This window comes from Nonomuraea sp. NPDC003214 (assembly GCF_053590035.1).
The window spans coordinates 466,537-484,132 of sequence record NZ_JBSFSX010000003.1; the positions used below are offsets into that span (position 1 = coordinate 466,537).

The following is a 17,596-nucleotide window of genomic DNA, read 5'->3' on the forward strand; positions in this document are numbered from 1 at the left end:
TCAGGACCGCCTGGCGACCAGCACCGACGTGACGACCCGCTGCTCCCACACCCCCGACGGGCGCGCCTCCAGCAGCGCCTCACGCACGGCGGCGGCGAACCGCGTCACCCGGTCGCCGAGCCGCGCCGGCGAGCTGTAGGAGTAGGACAGCTGCAGGCCCACCACGGCGTCCACGTCCCGGGGCAGCGTCCAGGCGAACTGCGCCTCCTCCAGCCGGCAGAACGGCGAGCGCTTCAGCACGTCATCGTGGTGCTCGCCGGTCGCCTGGAACGAGTCGCGGGCCGTCATCTCCCCCAGCCCGAACCTCTCCCGCACCGCCCGCACCACCGGCTCCCACGGCTCGTCCGGGTGATCCCTCGACGGGCCCACCAGCATCACCGTGCCGCCCGGCGGCAGCAGCACGTCCAGCTCCGCCAGCACCGCCCGCCGGTCCATCCAGTGGAACGAGCGGCCCATCACCACGTGGTCGAACGGGGGCAGCGCCGCCAGCGTCGTGGAGTCGCCGCGCAGCCAGCGGACGTTGCCCGCGCCCTCCGCCAGCTGCTCGCCCGCCGCCAGCATCGCCGGGTCCGGGTCCACCGCGATCACCTCGCGCACCCGCGCCGCCAGCGGGATCGCCACCGTGCCCGGCCCGCAGCCCAGGTCCAGCACGCACGCGCCCGAGCCGGCCACCCGCGCCAGGTACGCGATCGCCTCGTCGCCGTGCGGGGCCCGATAACGGGCGTAGTAGGGAGCCGCACCGCCGAACAGGTCACTCATGGATGGCACCATAGACGGGATTTGAACACGCTCGATGGAAGGTTGTTCGTTGAGGCGGCTACTCACGGTCCTGCTGCTGGCGGCCTGCGCGGCGGCGGGCCTGGCGTCCCCCGCGTGGGCGCACAACGTGCTGGTCGGCAGCGACCCGGCCGACGGGGCGACGCTGGCCGCGCCGCCGTCGCGGATCACGCTGACCTTCGACCAGCCCGCGCGCCAGGGCTACGCCCAGATCGGCGTCACCGGCGGCGACGGCTCCGCGTGGGCCGACGGGGCCGCCGTGGTGTCGGCCGAGAAGGTGTCCGTCGCGGTCAGGCCGATGCCGGCCGGGAGCTACGTGGTCGGCTACCGCATCCTGTCGTCCGACGGGCACCCGGTGACCGGCAAGCTCACCTTCACCGTCGCCGGGACCGGCGCCGCCGCCCCGTCCGGTGACGCCGCCACCGCCCCCGCCGCCCCCGACGCGGGCGCCGCCGCCGCCGAGGCCGCGGCCAACGGGGGCGCGGGGATGGCCGTGGTGTGGATCGTCGCCGCCCTCTTCATCCTGGCCGCCGGCACCGCCCTGGCCCTGCGCCGTGCCACCCCGCCTCCCACCGGTCCTTCCAGCACCGCCGAGGGCGGAGCTTCGGAGGGCGTAGGGTCCGGTGGTTCCGGCGGGCGTGACGGGAAGGGGGCGCGGGCGTGACGGCCACGCAGGTCGCCGCCGGGAGAGCGGTCCGGGGGCAGCTCGCGGGCGGCGTGTTCGCCGTGAGCGCGGTGGTCGCCGCCGTCGTCGCGAGCACGCTGACCGCGCAGGAGGCCGTGCCCGGCATCCCGATGCCGGGACCGCTGGTCACCGTGGGCCTGCCGGTGGTGCGGGTGCTGCTCGACGTGGCCGCCGTGGCCGTCGTCGGGCTGAGCCTGGTGCCGAAGCTGCTCGGGTTCGACGCCCCCGAGCGCAGCGAGCCGGTGCTGCGCCGGGTCCGGCCGCTCGCCGTCACCGCCGCCTGGGCGTGGGCGGTGTGCGCGCTGCTGACGATCGTGTTCCAGACCGCCGAGCTGAACCCCGGCCGCGTCCCCACGCTCGGCATGATCGCCTCGTACGTCGACACCGTCGGCACCGGCCAGGGCCTGCTGTTCAGCGCGGCGTGCGCGCTGGCGGCGGCGGGGATCGGGCTGATGGCGGTGCGGTTCGGCGAGAAGGTGCCGGCCGAGCTGCGGATCGTGGTCGCGCTGTTCGGGCTGCTGCCGATCCCCGTGACCGGCCACGCGGTGGACTCGGTGTGGCACGACCCCATCATGATCATGATGGAGGTGCACGTGATCGGCGCCGCCGCGTGGACGGGCGGGCTGATCGCGCTGGCGGTGTTCGTGGCGCCGCGCGCGGAGCTGCTGGCCGTGGCGCTGCCGCGCTTCTCCAGGCTGGCGACCGTGTGCCTGCTCATGGTGGGCCTGTCGGGCCTGGTCAGCGGCCTCGGCACGATGGCGCTGACGCCCGGCGTGGAGCTGCCCGGGGCGATCGTGACCAGCCAGTACGGGCTGCTCGTCGTGGTCAAGGTGACCCTGACGGCGCTGCTGGTGCCGCTGGCCGCGCACATCAGGTTCCGGCTGCTGCCGGCCATCCGCGCGGGCCGGGCCACGGCCGTCGCCGGCTGGGCGACGGCCGAGGTGGCCGTGATGGGCCTGGCCTACGGGGTGGCGGTGGCGATCACCCGGGCCTCGATCGGCTGACGGCGGCCGGCCCACCATTCGCAGGCCAGCCAGACGACCAGCAGCCCGAGCCCGGCCCACACGGCTGACGCCGTGGCCAGGGGCGGCGAGCCGTGCAGCCCCTCCTGGCCCTTGAGGAACCCGTACACCGGGCCCATGACCGCGTCCTGCGCGATGAGCGCGCCGTAGACGGCGGCGGTCGCCCCGGCGGCGCCGACGACGGCGCGCACGGCCGGGTGGCGCAGCGCGAACGCCAGGTCGACCAGCAGGCCGCCGACCACGAGGAAGAACGGCACCGCCGACGGCGGGAAGCCGGCCACGGTGAGCAGGGGCCAGATCGCCACCCGGAACACCACGTACGCGGCGGCCACCAGCGTCGCCGCGCCGAACCTGCCGATCATCATCCGGGCCGCGACCAGCACGCCCAGCCCGGCGACGACCGCGTACACGGGGTAGAGCGTGTCGGGGACCGGCAGCGTGAAGTTGGTGATCATGATGCGGTCGACCGGGCGGCCCATCTGCTCGGCGGCGAAGTCGAGCAGGATCTTCTCGGCGTAGACCACCTTGTTGTCCCAGGCGCCGAGCGACAGGATGCCGTACTCCTGGTGCTGCTCGGGGAAGTGCACGTTCTCCAGGAAGAACGCCAGGAACGCGCCCAGCACCACCGTGCGCTCGCGGCCGGGCGGCGCGCCCATGAACCAGCCCCGGACCACGCCGGCGATCATGAAGAACGTGCCGACGTACAGCATGATGTGGGACGGGCTCCACGACGTGATGTCGAGGCCGTTGATGCGGTGGTTGATCAGGTCGAGCGGCACCGCGACGAGGAACACGCCGGTGCCCCACTGGATCAGCCGGAGCGCGGCCCGGTCGACGCCGTAGCCGGTGTAGCCGTGGATGATCGTCAGGGCGACCACGATGGCGGTGCCGACCGAGTTGAGCAGGTGCGGCGGGGCCAGGTCGTCGCGCAGCCACATGAAGTGCCACGAGACGTCCCACGCCGAGCCGAGGACCTTCAGGGCAAACGCCACCAGCCACCCGAAATACAGCACACGGAACAGATCATGCGGCGTCTCGCGTCCCGCGGGGCCCCTCGTCCAGTAGGGCAGGGCCCAGTTCTTAAGCGTCGCTGGTGACATCACGGCGCAAATCTTACGGTCATGCCGGTGGGCGGCTCACGGCCCGGCGGCGGCGCAGCCGTACCGGTAGGTGTTTGAGACCGTTCTGGAAGTTGGAGGTGAGGCGGCGCGGGGCGCCCGTCAGCGTGACGTCCCAGGAGAGCAGTTCGCCGAAGACGGCGCGCATCTGGGCGCGGGCGAGGTGCGCGCCCAGGCAGAGGTGCGGGCCGGCGCCGAAGCTGACGTGGTCGTTCGGGGCGCGGCCGACGTCGAAGCGGTCGGGGTCGGGGAAGACCGACGGGTCGCGGTTGGCGGAGGCGTGGTAGACGACGACATTGTCGCCCCGGCGGATCCGCTGCCCGCCGAGCGTGAGGTCGCGGGTGGCGGTGCGCCGGAAGTCCATCACCGGCGGCCAGAAGCGCAGCATCTCCTCCACGGCCGGGCCGAGCAGCGACGGGTCCTCGCGCAGCCGGGCCAGCTCCCCCGGGTGGCCGAGGAGCGTGAGCAGGCCGCCGGGGATGCCGTTGCGCAGGGTCTCGTTCCCGGCGACGGCGAACAGGAAGAACATGTTCTCGAACTCGGCCTCCGTCAGGCCGCCGCGCAGCATGGCGGACATCACCGAGTCGCCCGGCGGGCTCACGGCCAGCGCGTGCGCGTAGGCGAACATGTCGGCGAGCGCCGCCCGGGAGCGCGGGTTCACGCCGGGACGCGGCTCCGGGCGCCGGGCGGCCGCCTGGCGGCCCATCGGGGTGAGCGCGTCCGTCTCGGCCGTGGACAGGCCCGCGTAGTCGGCGTCCTGGTAGCCGATCACCCGCGACGCCCAGTCGTACAGCAGCCTCCGGTCGCGGTCCGGCACGCCCATGACGTGCGCGAGCGTCCACACGGGCAGGTCGGCGGCCACCTCGACGAAGTCGCACTCGCCCTCGGCGAACAGGCCGCGCGCCCGCTCGGCGATCTCCCGCTCCAGGGCCCGCACGGCGCGCGGGGTGAACGCGGCGGCGACGATCCGGCGCAGCCTGGAGTGCGCGGGCGGGTCGGTGTTGAGCATCATCGCCCGCACGAACTCCAGGTCGGCCGGGGTGTCGGGGTCGCGGATCTGGGTGGCGCCGAGGTGGGAGGAGAAGTCCTCCGGGGTGCGCAGGACGTGCTTGACGTCGGCGTGCCGGAACACCGCCCAGTAGCCGGGCCCCTCCTTCCACGGGCCGACCGCCGGTTCGGGGATCCGGCAGACGGGCGCTTCCCTGCGCAGCCGGGCGAACAGCTCGTACGGGACGGCCCGCTCGTACGTGGACGGCAGGAAGACCTCTTCCCGCAGGTCACCGTGGGTGTGGCCGGTGTCGTCCACAGGGGAGGCCGTTCCGGGCGTGTCGTCCACAGGAGGTCGCGGCGTCTCCTCGCTCATGACGTCCAGGGTGCAGGATGGGCGCGTGACTCCAGAAGAGGGACAGGCGATCCTCGCCGAATACTTCGCGCCCTGGGTGCGGCGGCTCGGCCTGCTGGTCGAGGAGGTGGGCGACCGGCACGCCGTGCTGCGCCTGCCGTGGTCGGCCGAGCTGGCCCGGGAGGGCGGCGGGCTGAGCGGCCAGGCGATGATGGCCGCCGCCGACACCGCCACCGTCGTCGCGATCTCCGCCGCCCGGGGCGGGTTCGTGCCGATGACGACCGTCCAGCAGTCCACGACGTTCCAACGGCCGGTCGTGGACAAGGACGTGCTGGTCGAGGTCCGCATCTCCAAGCTGGGGCGCACGCTGGCCTTCAGCGAGGTCACGCTCACCGCCGCGGGCGAGAGCGACCCGGCCGCCCGCGCCTCGACGGTCTACGCCCTCCTCGCGTGATCGCGTCTCAGAAATCTCTCAGGTGGGGAAAGTAGGATTCCACCTCATGAACCGTACGGCCGCGCTGGTCGCGGTGCTCGCCCTGCTGGGGGTGACGACGTGGCTGGTGTGGCCGTCAGCGCCCGGCGCGCGCGGCCAGGACCAGATGATCACCGTCGTCGACGGCCCCGCCGACGACCAGCGGGTCCAGATCGACACCACGTTCTACCCGCCGGCCGGTGCTGACAAGGCGCCCGCGGTGCTGCTCGCGCACGGGTTCGGCGGCAGCAAGCGCAGCGTGAGCGAGCAGGCCGAGCGCCTGGCCGGGTCGGGCTACGCGGTGCTGACCTGGTCGGCGCGCGGCTTCGGCCGCTCCGGCGGCGAGATCGCGCTCAACTCCGCCGACTACGAGGTCAAGGACGTCAAGCAGCTCATCGACTGGCTGGCCAAGCGGCCGGAGGTCGCGCTCGACGGGTCGGGCGACCCGCGCGTCGGCATCGCGGGCGGCTCCTACGGCGGCGCGATCGCGCTCATGACGGCCGCCCATGACGCCCGCGTCGACGCGATCGTGCCCCAGATCACCTGGTCCGACCTGGCCGGCGCGCTCTTCCCCGACGCCACCGGCAAGGGGCCCGCGAACGGCGTGTTCAAGCGCATGTGGGCGGGCATCTTCTTCGGCCGGGGCGGCGCGGGCGTGCCGCAGGGCCTGGAGGCGCTCACCGAGCGGCCCGAGCCGCTGACCGCCGAGCAGGCGCGCTGCGGCCGGTTCCTGCCCGCGATCTGCGAGATCTACCAGGAGGTCGCCAAGACCGGCAAGGCCACGCCGGAGGCGATCGAGCTGCTGCGCAAGTCGAGCCCCGTCTCCGTCGCGGGCCGGATCAAGGCGCCGACGCTGCTCATCCAGGGGCAGCGCGACTCGCTGTTCCCGCTCGACCACGCCGACGCCAACGCCAAGGCGATCGCCGCCGCGGGCACCCCGGTCAGCCTGGCCTGGTTCGACGGCGGCCACGACGGCGGCGACGGCGAGGCCGAATGGCTGTACGAGCAGACGGCGGCCTGGTTCGACCACTACCTGAAGAACGCCGGCGCCACCGCCCCGCAGGCCGCCACCACCCCCGCCGGCGCCGGCACCACCGCCGGCACCGCCGCCGGGACGCCTGTCAGCGCCTTCACCGTGACCCGCGACGGCGGCCGCGACCCGGGCACCCGGCAGCGCATCCGCCTGCACCCCGAGGCCACCGCCTATCCCGGCCTGGGCGGCACCGACGTCACCGACGTCCCGCTCGCCGGACCCGAGCAGCACGTCGTCAACCCGCCCGGCGGCTCACCCGCCTCGATCTCCACGGTCCCGGGCGTCGGCAGCCTGCTCGGCGGCGGCAGCGGTCAGAGCGGCATGAGCGTCTCGCTCGACATGCCCGGCCAGAGCGCCGCGTTCGAGTCCGCGCCGCTCACCGAGCCGCTCCAGCTCACGGGCTCGCCGACGGCCAGGATCAAGGTGTCGGGCTCGGGCGAGGTGACCCTGTTCGCCAAGCTGTTCGACGTGCCCGACTCGATGCAGCCGCCGACCCTGCCCGCCGGTCTGGTCGCGCCCCTGCGCGTGACGATCCCCGAGGGCGCGGGCAGCGCCGAGGTCACCGTCACGCTCCCGGCCGTCGACCACCGCTTCGAGATCGGCCACCGGCTGCGGCTGGTCGTCGCCACGACCGACATGGGCTACGCGACCCCGGCCGAGCCGGCCTCCTACCGCGTCGCCCTCGCCTCCCCCGCGGTGTCCGTCCCGACGGTCGCCACCCTCGCCGCCCCGCCCGCCGGGATCGCCTGGTGGGTGTGGGCGATGCCGCTGACGGCGATCCTCGTCGCCGCCGCCGTCCTCACCACCGGCCGCCGCCGCCCGGCCCCGGCCCCGGCCCCCACCCCGGCCCCGGCTTCCGTCGGCGTCGGGGCCGGCGCGTCGCCGGACTCCGTGGCTTCCTCCGCCGCCGAAGCGGGGGCGCCGGTGCCCGCCGGGACGGCCGAGGTGCCGCTGGACATCCGGGGGCTGAGCAAGGCCTACCGCAACGGGGAGCCCGCCGTGGACGGCCTGTCGTTCCGGGTGGAGCAGGGCCAGGTGCTGGGCCTGCTCGGCCCCAACGGCGCCGGCAAGACGACCACGATGCGCATGATGATGGGCCTCATCCACCCCGACGGCGGCGAGATCCGGATCTTCGGCGAGCCCGTCACCCCCGGGGCGCCGGTCCTGTCCCGGCTGGGCTCGTTCGTGGAGGGCCCCGGGTTCCTGCCGCACCTGTCCGGGCGCGACAACCTGGAGCTCTACTGGGCCGCCACCGGCCGCCCCGCGGCCGACGCCCGGTTCGACGAGGCGCTGGAGATCGCCGGTCTCGGCACCGCGCTGGAGCGGGCCGTACGCACCTACTCGCAGGGCATGCGCCAGCGCCTGGCCATCGCCCAGGCCATGCTCGGCCTGCCGGACCTGCTCGTGCTCGACGAGCCCACCAACGGCCTCGACCCGCCCCAGATCCGGGAGATGCGCGAGGTGCTCAAGCGCTACGCGCGCGACGGCCGTACGGTGATCGTCTCCAGTCACCTGCTGGCCGAGGTGGAGCAGACCTGCACCCACGTGGTCGTCATGCAGCGCGGCAGGCTCGTGTCGGCCGGGCCGGTGTCGGCGCTGCTCAGCTCGGCCGCGACCGGCAACGGGCACGGGCCGCGCCTGGAAGACGTGTTCCTGGACCTCATCGGGGAGAAGGCATGACCGCCGCCACGGGCTACTCGCCCCGCCGGACCCTCCCGCTGCGGGTCGAGATCGTCAGGCAGTTCAAGCGGCGGCGCACGCTGGGCATGTTCGGGCTGCTGCTGGCGCTGCCGTGGATCCTGGTGATCGCGTTCCAGCTCGGCCCCGACGGCTTCGGCGACCAGTCGTCGCTGCGCATCTCCGACCTGGCCACGGCCAGCGGGCTCAACTTCGCGGCGTTCGCGCTGTCGGTGTCGGCGAGCTTCCTGCTGGTGGTCGCGGTGGCGCTGTTCTGCGGCGACACGGTGGCCAGCGAGGCCAACTGGTCGTCGCTGCGCTACCTGCTGGCGGCGCCGGTGCCGCGTGACCGGCTGTTGCGGCAGAAGCTCGTCGTGGCGCTCGGCTACTCGGCCGCCGCCGTGATCAGCCTGCCGCTGATGGCGCTCCTGGCGGGGACCCTCGCGTTCGGCTGGGCCGACATCCAGGTCCCCGGCACCGGCGAGACCATCCCGGCGCTCGACGTGCTGCCGCGCTTCGGCATCGTGATCGGTTACGCCATGGTCAGCCAGCTCGTCGTGGCGGCTCTGGCGTTCCTGATCTCCACGATGACCGATTCGCCGCTGGGCGCCGTGGGCGGGGCGGTCGGCCTGTGGATCGTTTGCACCATCCTGCAGGCGGTGGAGGCGCTGGGGGCGCTGCGCGAGTTCCTGCCCACGTTCTGGAACAACGCCTGGATCGACGCGCTCGCCCCGGAGCTGGACTGGAGCGGCATGGCCAAGGGCGCCTCGGTGTCGATCACGTACGCGGCCATCCTCATCGCCATCGCCTTCCGCCGCTTCCGCAGCAAGGACGTGGTGAGCTGACCGCGCCCCGGCGGAGGTGACCGTGGTGGTCCGGGGGCGCGCCGTAATGCGCCACCGGACCACGCCCGCTGACCCGCGCGACACGGGACACGGGCGCACGCTGGTCCGCAGGACGTGGCGGTGTGGGGGTGTGGCGGTGTGGGGGCTCCCCGGCGTTCTGGGCCTGGTGCGCATTCCGGCGGGGTGGTGGTGCGGGACGGGTGGGCGGCGGTGGGCGCTGGGGCGGGTAAGGAGGTCTCATGACTCGTCGCGTTCTCGTGTCCGGTGCCAGCATCGCCGGTCCTGCCGTGGCCTACTGGCTCGACCGCTACGGTTTCGACGTCACGGTCGTGGAGCGGGCTCCCGCCGTCCGGGGCGGTGGTTACGCCATTGACATCCGTGGCACCGCGCTCGGCGTGGTGGAGCGGATGGGGCTGCTTCCCCGGCTCCGGGACGCCCACGTCGACTCGCAGAAGGTCTCGTTCGTCGATCCGGAGGGCGAGGTGATCGCCGCCATTCCGGCCCAGGACGTGGTGGGCGGCACGGAGGGCGTCGACCTTGAGGTGCGGCGCGGCGACCTGGCCGACGCGCTCGTCGACGTGATCCGTGACCGGGTCGAGTTCGTGTTCGGCGACTCCGTCGCCGTCCTGCACGACGACGGCGACCGGGTGGAGGTCGCGTTCGACAGCGGCCGGACGCGGACGTACGACCTGGTGATCGGCGCCGACGGCCTGCACTCCGGCACCCGCGCCCACGTCTTCGGCCCCGAGGGGCCCTTCCACCGCTATCTGGGCTGCTGCTTCGCCGGGTTCACGCTGCCCGGTGACCTCGGCCTGGCGCACGAGGCGTTCATCTGGAACGTCCCGGGCAAGGCCGCCGTCCTCAACGCGCACGAGCCCGGCACCCCGGTGCACGGTTTCCTGGTGTTCGTCCGGGACGAACCGCCCTTCGACGTCCTGCGCGACCCCGCCGCCCTGCGTGACCTGGTCACCGCCGAGTTCGCGGGCGCCGGTTGGGAGGTGCCCCGGCTGGTGACCGCCATGCGCGAGGCCGACGACCTGTTCTTCGACCTCGTCAGCCAGATCCATCTGCCCGCCTGGTCGCGGGGCCGTGTCGCGCTGGTCGGCGACGCCGCGTACGCGCCCTCGTTCATGTCGGGGCAGGGGTCGAGCATCGCCCTCGTCGGCGCGTACATCCTGGCGGGCGAGCTGGCCGTGCGGGACGGGCACGCGGCCGCGTTCGACGCCTACGAGAAGACGGCGCGGGAGTTCGTCGAGACGAACCAGGCCCTGGTCATGGGAGGCGGCTCCGCCCTCCTGCCCCGTACGCGGGAGGAGCTCGACGCGCGCAACGCGGCGCTGCGCGACCCGGAGCTGCTGCCCGGGAAGCAGGTGTCCGCCGCCAGCCTCAGCCTCGCCCTTCCCGACTACGGCCTCGCGGAGTGAGCCGCGCCCTGGTCCACGGGGGTGCGGTGATCGGGACGCGGCGGGCGTGTTGCCGGGATCGGGCAGAATCGGCGCATGCGGTTCGGTGTCCTGGGGGGCTTGGAGGTGCGCGGGGCCTCCGGTGAGGTGGTGTCCGTCGGCGGGCCCCGGCCGCGGGCGCTGCTGGTGATGCTGCTGCTGAACGCCGGCCGGGTGGTGACCGTCGAGGAGCTGATCGACGGCCAGTACGGGGAGGAGCCGCCGGCCGGGGCGGCCAACGCGGTGCAGGCGCAGGTGTCGCGGTTGCGGCGGGGTCTCGGGGCCGGGCTGGTCGAGTTCCACGGGAACGGGTACCGGCTGGCGGTCGATCCGGACGACGTGGACGCGCACAGGTTCGAGCGGCTGGCCCGGGAGGGGCGGCGGCTGGTGGCGGCCGGGCACCACGCGCGGGGGGCGGCGCTGCTGCGGGAGGGTCTGGCGTTGTGGCGCGGGCCGGCGCTGAGCGATCTGCCGTCGGGCGGGGCGCAGGCGGCGCGGCTGGAGGAGCTGCGGCTCGGGGCGCTGGAGGATCTGGCGGAGGCCGAGCTGGGGTTGCCCGAGGGGGCTTCGGTGGCGGAGCTGCGGGGGCTGGTGGACGCGCATCCGTTGCGGGAGCGGCTGCGGGCGCAGCTGATGCGGGCGCTGCACGCGGCGGGGCGGCAGGCCGAGGCGCTGGAGGTGTTCGAGGAGGGGCGGCGGCTGCTGGCGGACGAGCTGGGCGTCGATCCCGGCGCCGAGCTGGCGGGCGCTCACCTGGACGTGCTGCGGGGGACCGAGCCGGTGCCCGTGGCGCGGCGGGGGCTGCCCGCGCAGTTGACCAGCTTCGTGGGCCGGGAGGAAGAGCTGGCGCTGATCGGGCGGCTGCGGGATGCCCGGTTGGTCACCGTCGTGGGGCCCGGCGGCACCGGCAAGACCCGGCTGGCGGTCGAGGCGGCCGCGCGGGAGACAGCCGCGCGGGAGACAGCCGCCCAGAAGATGGCCGCCCACGAGTCGGCCGCCCAGAAGGTGGGCGCCCGCGAGGTGGCCGGTCCTGTTGCGGGGGGCGGGGCCGGGGCGGGTGGGGTGTGTTTCGTGGATCTCACTCCGCTGGCCGAGCTGACCGGCGAGGGGGTGGGGGGCGAGGAGGTCGCTCGCGTGCTGCTGGGGGCGCTCGGCGTGCGGGAGGGCGGGCTGCGGGCGCCGTACACGGTGGACCCGGTGCGGCGGCTGGCGGCGGCGCTGGGCGGCGGGCGGGAGACGCTGCTCGTCCTCGACAACTGCGAGCACGTGGTGGGCGCCGCGGCCGGGCTGGTGCGGGAGCTGCTCGGGGAGTGCCCGGGGCTGCGGGTGCTGGCCACGAGCCGCGAACCGCTCGGGATCACCGGCGAGGCGCTGGTGACGCTGACGCCGCTGGCGACGCCGCCCGCCGGCCGGACGGCAGGGCCCGCCGGGCGGACGGCAGTGGGTGAGGCGATGGCGTACCCGGCCGTACGGCTGTTCGCGGACCGGGCGGGGGCCGTACGGCAGGGGTTCGAGGTGGGGCCCGGCAACGTGGAGGCGGTCGTGCGGATCTGCGCGGCGCTGGAGGGGGTGCCGCTGGCGATCGAGCTGGCGGCGGCGCGGCTGCGGTCGTTCGGGGTGGAGGAGATCGCGGCGCGGCTGGCGGAGGACGGCCGGTTCCGGCTGCTGTCGCGCGGGGATCGTACGGCGGCGGCGCGGCACCGGACGTTGCGCGCGGCCGTCGAGTGGAGCTGGGACCTGCTGACGGCCGGCGAGCAGGCGCTGGCGCGGCGGTTCTCGGTGTTCGCGGGCGGCGCGACGGTGGCGGCGGTGGAGGAGGTGTGCGGGCTGGACGACGCGGCGGGGCTGCTGGGCGACCTGGTGGACAAGTCGCTCGTCGAGCACGCCGACGGCCGGTACCGGATGCTGGAGACGATCCGGCTGTTCTGCGCGGAACGGCTGGCCGAGTCCGGCGAGCTCGAACCGACGCGGGAGCGGCACGGGCGCTGCTTCGAGGCGCTGGCGCAGCGGGCCGACCCACACCTGCGGCGCGGCGAACAGCTGGAGTGGCTGCGGCGGCTGTCCGCCGACCACGGCAACCTCATGGGGGCGCTGCGCTGGGCCGTGCGCCACGACCGCGACAGGGCGCTGCGCATGGTGGCGGCGCTGGCGTCCTACTGGTGGCTGAGCGGGCGGCAGAGCCAGGCCGGGGAGCCCGCCGCCGAGCTGCTGGAGGCCGTCGGGCGGCCCGTCGAGGGGCTGGAGGAGGGGTACGTGATGTGCGTGGTGCACGCCTCTCCCCCGGCCGCGGCGGAGCACTGGGAGCGGGCGGCGGCGTTCGTGGCCGGGCTGGACCGGCCGTTGCGGCATCCGATCACCGCCGCGCTGTGGGGGATGACGGTGGGGCCGCCGGCGCGGCCGGTCGGGCCGGAGACCGACTGGGTGCTCGGCTCCGACCCGTGGAGCGAGGCGCTGGGGCGGCTCGGGCGGGCGCTGCTGCGGGTGATCGACGGCGATCCTGCCGGGGGTGAGCGGGAGCTGGAGGACGTGCTCGGGCGGTTCCGCGCGGTGGGCGAGCGGTGGGGCATCGCGCAGGGGCTCGACTGGCTGGCCCTGCTCGCCGGGTGGCGTGGCGACTGGCGGCGGGCCGGGGAGATGTGGCGGGAGGCGCTGGACCTGCTCGGCGAGCTGGGGGCACTGGAGGAGATGGCGGACGTGCTCGGGCGGCAGGCCGAGGCGCTGGTGCGGGAAGGCGACCTGGCGGGCGGGGCCGCCGCCTACCGGCGGGCCGAGGAGGCCGCGCTGCGTGCCGGGCGGGGCGGGGCGCCGGTGACGGTGGAGGTGGGGCTGGGCGAGCTGGCCCAGGCGGCGGGTGACACGGGTGAGGCGCGGAGGCGGTTCGAGCGGGCGCTGGCGGCGTCGAGGAGCGGCGGGTTCGGGGCGCGGCAGGCGCGGGGGCGCGTGCTCGTCGCGCTGGCCCGCCTCACGGCGGCCGAGCGGCGGGCCGAGCGGCGGGCCGGTGTACGGGGGTCCGGTGTACGAGGGTCCGGGGGCGGCGGGGAGGCGCGGCGGCTGTACGGGCAGGCGGTGACGGCGGTGCTCGACGTCGGCCTGGCCGCCGACCTGGCGGACGTCGCCGCGGGGCTGGCCGGGGCGCTGGTCCTTGAGAGCGTGGCCGAGAGGGCCTCGGTGGTGGCGGGGCAGGGTGCGGTTTCTGCGGGGGTGGCGGAGAGGGCGGCGGTGTTGCTGGGGGCGGGAGTGGCGGTGCGGGGGGCGGCGGTGGCCGGTGATCGGCAGGTCACCGCGACCGCCGAGGCGGCACGCGAGGTGCTGGGGGCCGAGGCGTTCGACCGCGCGCACGCCCGTGGCAGGGCCCTGACGCGGGCGGACGTGCTGACGGCCCTGACCGCCGAAGGGGCGCGCCTGGCCGGCAAGGGCGACCCCCCGGCGCACCGGACCGGCTAGCGCCAGGCCCGCGTGGCGCCAGGCCCGCCGGCGCCCGGTCCGCCGGCGCCAGCCCCGTCGGCGCCCGGTCCGCGTGGCGCCCCGTCCGCGTGGCGCCCGGGCCGCCAGCGCCCGGTGCGGCCCGCTGACAGTGCGGGGGTGCGGCCAGGCCGGGGTTGTCAGCGGGGGCGCGGTGGGTTGTCAGCGGGGGCGCCCATGCTCGGTCTCATGGACACCGCTATGAAGAACACCTCGGTCCTCGTCTCCGGCGCGAGCATCGCCGGCCCCGCGATCGCCTACTGGCTGCACCGGTACGGGTGCCGCGTCACCGTGGTGGAGAAGGCGCCCGCGCTGCGGCTGGGCGGGCAGGCGGTCGACTTCAAGGGCGCCGTGCACCGTACCGTGCTGGAGCGCATGGGCATCCTGGAGGAGGTGCACCGCCGCCGGACCGGCGGGTCGGACCAGGAGATCGTCGACGCGCGGGGCAGGCGGCTGGCCGTGATGCCGGGCGAGTTCACCGGCGGCGACGTGGAGATCCTGCGGGGCGACCTGGCGGAGCTGCTGTACGAGCGGACGAGGGAGGGCTGCGAGTACGTCTTCGGCGACTCGATCACGTCGCTGACGCAGTCGGCCGGGGGCGTGGACGTGACGTTCGAGCGGGCGGCGCCGCGGACGTTCGACCTGGTGGTGGGGGCGGACGGGATCCACTCGAACGTGCGGCGGCTGGCGTTCGGCCCGGAGGAGGAGTTCGTCCGCTTCCTGGGCCACTACTACGCGCTGGTGCAGCTCGACCTGGAGTCGGGCAGCCAGATGTACAACGAGCCGGGCAGGATGGCGGCGCTGGGCGGGGTGAAGGCGCCGAGCTTCTTCGTCTTCGCCTCCGAGCCGCTGGACTACGACCGGTATGACGTGGAGCAGCAGCGCCGCGTCCTGATGGACGCCTACCGGGGCGCCGGGTGGCGGATCCCGGAGGTGCTGGACAGGCTGGCGGGGGTCGAGGACATCTATCTGGACTCGATCAGCCGGGTCGAGACGGACGAGTACGCCAGGGGCCGCGTGGTGCTGCTGGGCGACGCGGCGTACGGGAACACGCTGGGCGGTTTCGGCAGCGGTCTGGCGCTCGTGGGCGCGTACGTGCTGGCGGGTGAGCTGGCGGCGGCGGGCGGTGATCACCGGGCCGGGTTCGCGGCCTATCAGGAGGCGTTCCGCGGCTACGCCAAGGTGGCGCGGCAGGGGAACGCCGGGCCGTTCCTGGCGCCGGCGACGCCGGCGCGGATCAGGATGCGCAACTGGATGCTCCGCCGCAGGGTGATGATGCGGGCGATGCTCAAGGCCACGGACTGGTTCGCGACCGGCATCGAGCTGAAGGACTATGCCCAGTGCGGCGGCTTGTTGTCGAGGTAGAAGGCGTCGGGGTCGGTCTCGGGCCAGTCGCCCCAGCCGAGGTCGGTGTCGTCGGAGGTCTGCTCCGGGAGAAAATCCTGCACGGAATACATGCTACCGAGTGATACAAAGCCGACCCCGCGGGCGTTCCAGGCGCCGGGACACCCGGCGATCTCGGCGGTACGATGCCTAAGCAGGTTGTCGCCTATCCCCCCGAGAGGCTGCCCATGGCCACCCCGACAGGATGGCGGCGAGAAGGCAATCTGCCGGCGGAGCTGACCAGCTTCGTCGGCCGGACGCGCCTGCTCGCCAACCTCAAGCGGTACCTGGGCGAGTCCCGCCTGGTGACGGTCACGGGCATCGGCGGCGTGGGCAAGTCGCGCACGGTGCTGCGGCTGGCGCACCAGGTGCGCAACCATTATCCCGACGGTGTCTGGTTCGCCGATCTGGCCCGGTTGCAGGACGCGGGCATGGTCCGGCACACGATCGCGTCCGCGCTCGGCATCGCCGACCAGTCGTCGCGGGCGGAGTCGGAGACGCTGTCGGAGTGGGTGGGCACGCGCGACATGCTGCTCATCATCGACACGTGCGAGCATCTGGTGCAGGGCTGCGCGGAGCTGGTGCACGAGCTGCTGGAGGCGGCGCCCAACCTGAAGGTGCTGGCCACCAGCCGCCAGTCGCTGCACCTGCCGTACGAGCACGTGGTGCCGGTGCCGCCGCTGCAGGTGCCGGGCGACGACCCGGTGGAGAACCTGTTCACCAACGAGTCGGTGCAGTTGTTCGCGGCGCGGGCCGGGGCGGTGGTGCCCGATTTCGCGCTGGACGAGTACAACATCAACGCGGTGGCGGAGCTGTGCCGTCGTCTCGACGGCATCCCGCTGGCGATCGAGCTGGCGGCGGTGCGGCTGCGGGCGCTGTCGGTGGAGCAGATCCTGGCGCTGCTGGCCGACCGGTTCAGCCTGCTGGCGGGCGCGAGCCGGACGGCGCTGCCGCGGCATCAGACGCTGCGGGCGGCGATCGGGTGGAGTCACGAGCTGTGCGAGCCGGCCGAGCGGCTGCTGTGGGCGCGGCTGTCGGTGTTCGCCGGTGACTTCGAGCTGGAGGCGGCGCGTGCCGTCTGCTCCGACGAGCGGCTGCCGGAAGGCGACATCACCGACCTGGTCACGGGGCTGGTGGAGAAGTCGATCCTGATGATCAGCAGCAACCACGCCGGCGTCCGCTACAAGCTGATCGACACGCTGGCGGAGTACGGCGAGGAGTGGCTGGAGAAGCTCGGCCAGAAGCAGAACCTGCGCCACAAGCACCTGGCCTACTACCTGAGCCTGGCGCAGCGCAGCGAGGACGCATGGTCGGGGCCGAGGCAGATCTACTGGTTCGTCCGCATGCGGCAGGAGCACGACAACGTCCGCCTCGCGCTGGAGCACGCGCTGCGCACGCCGGGTGAGACGATTCTGGCGCTGACGCTGCTGTCGTCGCTGTGGTTCATGTGGGTGTGCTGCGGTTTCGTCCGCGAGGGCCGTCTTTATCTGGAGCGGGCCCTGGAGGCCAACAAGGGCTTCAGCAAGGAGCGCTGCAAGGCGCTGTGGGTGCTGTCGTACGTGCGCAGCGCCCAGGGTGACAGCGTGGGCGCGCTGGAGGCGGCCGAGCGGTGCAGCACCGAGGCGGTGCGGGTCGGCGACTCCAGGGCGGTGATCCTGGCCTCGAAGATGCAGGGCACCGCCGCGCTGCTGCAGGACGACCTGCAGAAGGCGAGCGCGCTGCTGGGCGTGGCGATCGAGTTCAACACCGACAACAAGGAGCTCAACCCGGGCCTGCTGCCGGCGATCGTGGAGCTGTCGCTGGTGCTGTCGGCGCAGGGCGAGCTGTACGAGGCCGAGTCGCTGCTGAACGACTGCCTCCAGGTGTGCAAGGAGCGCGGCGAGCTGTGGGTGAGCTCCTACGCGCAGTGGGCGATGTCGCTGACCAAGCTGGGCAGCAACCGGCCGGGCGAGGCGCTGGACGCGGCCCGCGAGGGGCTGCGGATCAAGCGTCACTTCCACGACACGCTGGGCACGCTGCTGGTGCTGGAGACGACGGCGCGGATCTTCGCCGCGATGGGGCAGGAGCCGCTGGCGGCCCGGCTGCTGGGCGCGTTGCAGCAGAACTGGAAGACGGCGGGCCTGCCGATGCTGGGCGCGCCGTTCCTGACCGGTGACCACGATCAGTGCGTCAAGGAGTGCCAGAAGGCGATGGGCGAGCGGGACTATCAGGCGGCGTTCGAGGAGGGCGGGCGGCTGGACCTCGACGAGGCGTCCGCGCTCGCGCTCGGCGACCTGGACGCCTCGGAGGACGGCGTTGTCTGAGGGGGTCCGGGACCTGGACCGCGGGGTGTGACGAC

The 17,596-nt window shown here is 74.2% G+C and carries 12 protein-coding genes; 9 read left to right on the forward strand and 3 right to left on the reverse strand.

Going from position 1 to position 17,596, the window contains the following annotated elements:
• Window positions 1-759, reverse strand: a complete 759-nt coding sequence (locus tag ACWDXC_RS11075; protein WP_364169421.1) for a class I SAM-dependent methyltransferase — start codon at window positions 757-759, stop codon at window positions 1-3.
• A 49-nt stretch (window positions 760-808) separates the two neighbouring features.
• On the opposite strand from ACWDXC_RS11075, the gene ACWDXC_RS11080 reads away from it, so the two are divergent.
• Both ACWDXC_RS11080 and ACWDXC_RS11085 read left to right on the forward strand, forming a co-directional pair.
• Window positions 809-1,441: a copper resistance CopC family protein gene (locus ACWDXC_RS11080; RefSeq protein WP_449980561.1), complete on the forward strand. Its 633-nt coding sequence runs from the start codon at window positions 809-811 to the stop codon at window positions 1,439-1,441.
• Complete coding sequence (locus tag ACWDXC_RS11085) at window positions 1,438-2,466, forward strand: copper resistance D family protein (protein ID WP_219518220.1); 1,029 nt, start codon at window positions 1,438-1,440, stop codon at window positions 2,464-2,466. Before ACWDXC_RS11080 ends, ACWDXC_RS11085 begins: the two co-directional genes overlap by 4 nt.
• Here the strand turns inward: ACWDXC_RS11085 and ACWDXC_RS11090 are convergent.
• Both ACWDXC_RS11090 and ACWDXC_RS11095 read right to left on the reverse strand, forming a co-directional pair.
• On the reverse strand, window positions 2,424-3,476 hold the full coding sequence (locus ACWDXC_RS11090) for a hypothetical protein (protein ID WP_449980564.1): 1,053 nt from the start codon (window positions 3,474-3,476) through the stop codon (window positions 2,424-2,426). The genes ACWDXC_RS11085 and ACWDXC_RS11090 overlap by 43 nt on opposite strands.
• 127 nt (window positions 3,477-3,603) lie before the next feature.
• Window positions 3,604-4,965, reverse strand: coding sequence for a cytochrome P450 (locus ACWDXC_RS11095; RefSeq protein WP_449980566.1), 1,362 nt, complete (start codon window positions 4,963-4,965; stop codon window positions 3,604-3,606).
• Between the two features lie 25 nt (window positions 4,966-4,990).
• Between ACWDXC_RS11095 and ACWDXC_RS11100 the strand changes: the two genes are divergently transcribed.
• From ACWDXC_RS11100 to ACWDXC_RS11130, 7 genes are all read left to right on the forward strand, one after another.
• A complete protein-coding gene (locus tag ACWDXC_RS11100; RefSeq protein WP_219518224.1) occupies window positions 4,991-5,398 on the forward strand; it encodes a PaaI family thioesterase in 408 nt (135 codons plus the stop codon).
• A 46-nt stretch (window positions 5,399-5,444) separates the two neighbouring features.
• Window positions 5,445-8,129, forward strand: coding sequence for an alpha/beta fold hydrolase (locus ACWDXC_RS11105; RefSeq protein WP_449980569.1), 2,685 nt, complete (start codon window positions 5,445-5,447; stop codon window positions 8,127-8,129).
• Window positions 8,126-8,971, forward strand: a complete 846-nt coding sequence (locus tag ACWDXC_RS11110; protein ID WP_219518229.1) for an ABC transporter permease — start codon at window positions 8,126-8,128, stop codon at window positions 8,969-8,971. The genes ACWDXC_RS11105 and ACWDXC_RS11110 overlap by 4 nt, the downstream gene beginning before the upstream one ends.
• A 239-nt stretch (window positions 8,972-9,210) precedes the next feature.
• The gene (locus ACWDXC_RS11115) at window positions 9,211-10,395 is read left to right on the forward strand and encodes an FAD-dependent monooxygenase (protein ID WP_449980572.1); all 1,185 of its coding nucleotides are present in this window, start codon (window positions 9,211-9,213) and stop codon (window positions 10,393-10,395) included.
• A 75-nt stretch (window positions 10,396-10,470) separates the two neighbouring features.
• The gene (locus tag ACWDXC_RS11120; RefSeq protein ID WP_449980574.1) at window positions 10,471-13,857 is read left to right on the forward strand and encodes a BTAD domain-containing putative transcriptional regulator; all 3,387 of its coding nucleotides are present in this window, start codon (window positions 10,471-10,473) and stop codon (window positions 13,855-13,857) included.
• A gap of 207 nt (window positions 13,858-14,064) precedes the next feature.
• Window positions 14,065-15,240, forward strand: a complete 1,176-nt coding sequence (locus ACWDXC_RS11125) for an FAD-dependent monooxygenase (protein WP_449980576.1) — start codon at window positions 14,065-14,067, stop codon at window positions 15,238-15,240.
• A 206-nt stretch (window positions 15,241-15,446) separates the two neighbouring features.
• Window positions 15,447-17,561 (forward strand): ATP-binding protein, encoded by a 2,115-nt coding sequence (locus tag ACWDXC_RS11130; RefSeq protein WP_449980579.1) that lies wholly within the window; start codon window positions 15,447-15,449, stop codon window positions 17,559-17,561.
• Window positions 17,562-17,596 lie beyond the last annotated feature (35 nt).

Coding starts and splice junctions, on each gene's coding strand:
- ACWDXC_RS11105 (WP_449980569.1), top strand. CDS start 5,445: ATGAACCGTACGGCCGCGCTGGTCGCGGTGCTCGCCCTGCTGGGGGTG.
- ACWDXC_RS11130 (WP_449980579.1), top strand. CDS start 15,447: ATGGCCACCCCGACAGGATGGCGGCGAGAAGGCAATCTGCCGGCGGAG.
- ACWDXC_RS11120 (WP_449980574.1), top strand. CDS start 10,471: ATGCGGTTCGGTGTCCTGGGGGGCTTGGAGGTGCGCGGGGCCTCCGGT.
- ACWDXC_RS11125 (WP_449980576.1), top strand. CDS start 14,065: ATGGACACCGCTATGAAGAACACCTCGGTCCTCGTCTCCGGCGCGAGC.
- ACWDXC_RS11115 (WP_449980572.1), top strand. CDS start 9,211: ATGACTCGTCGCGTTCTCGTGTCCGGTGCCAGCATCGCCGGTCCTGCC.
- ACWDXC_RS11095 (WP_449980566.1), bottom strand. CDS start 4,965: ATGAGCGAGGAGACGCCGCGACCTCCTGTGGACGACACGCCCGGAACG.
- ACWDXC_RS11075 (WP_364169421.1), bottom strand. CDS start 759: ATGAGTGACCTGTTCGGCGGTGCGGCTCCCTACTACGCCCGTTATCGG.
- ACWDXC_RS11110 (WP_219518229.1), top strand. CDS start 8,126: ATGACCGCCGCCACGGGCTACTCGCCCCGCCGGACCCTCCCGCTGCGG.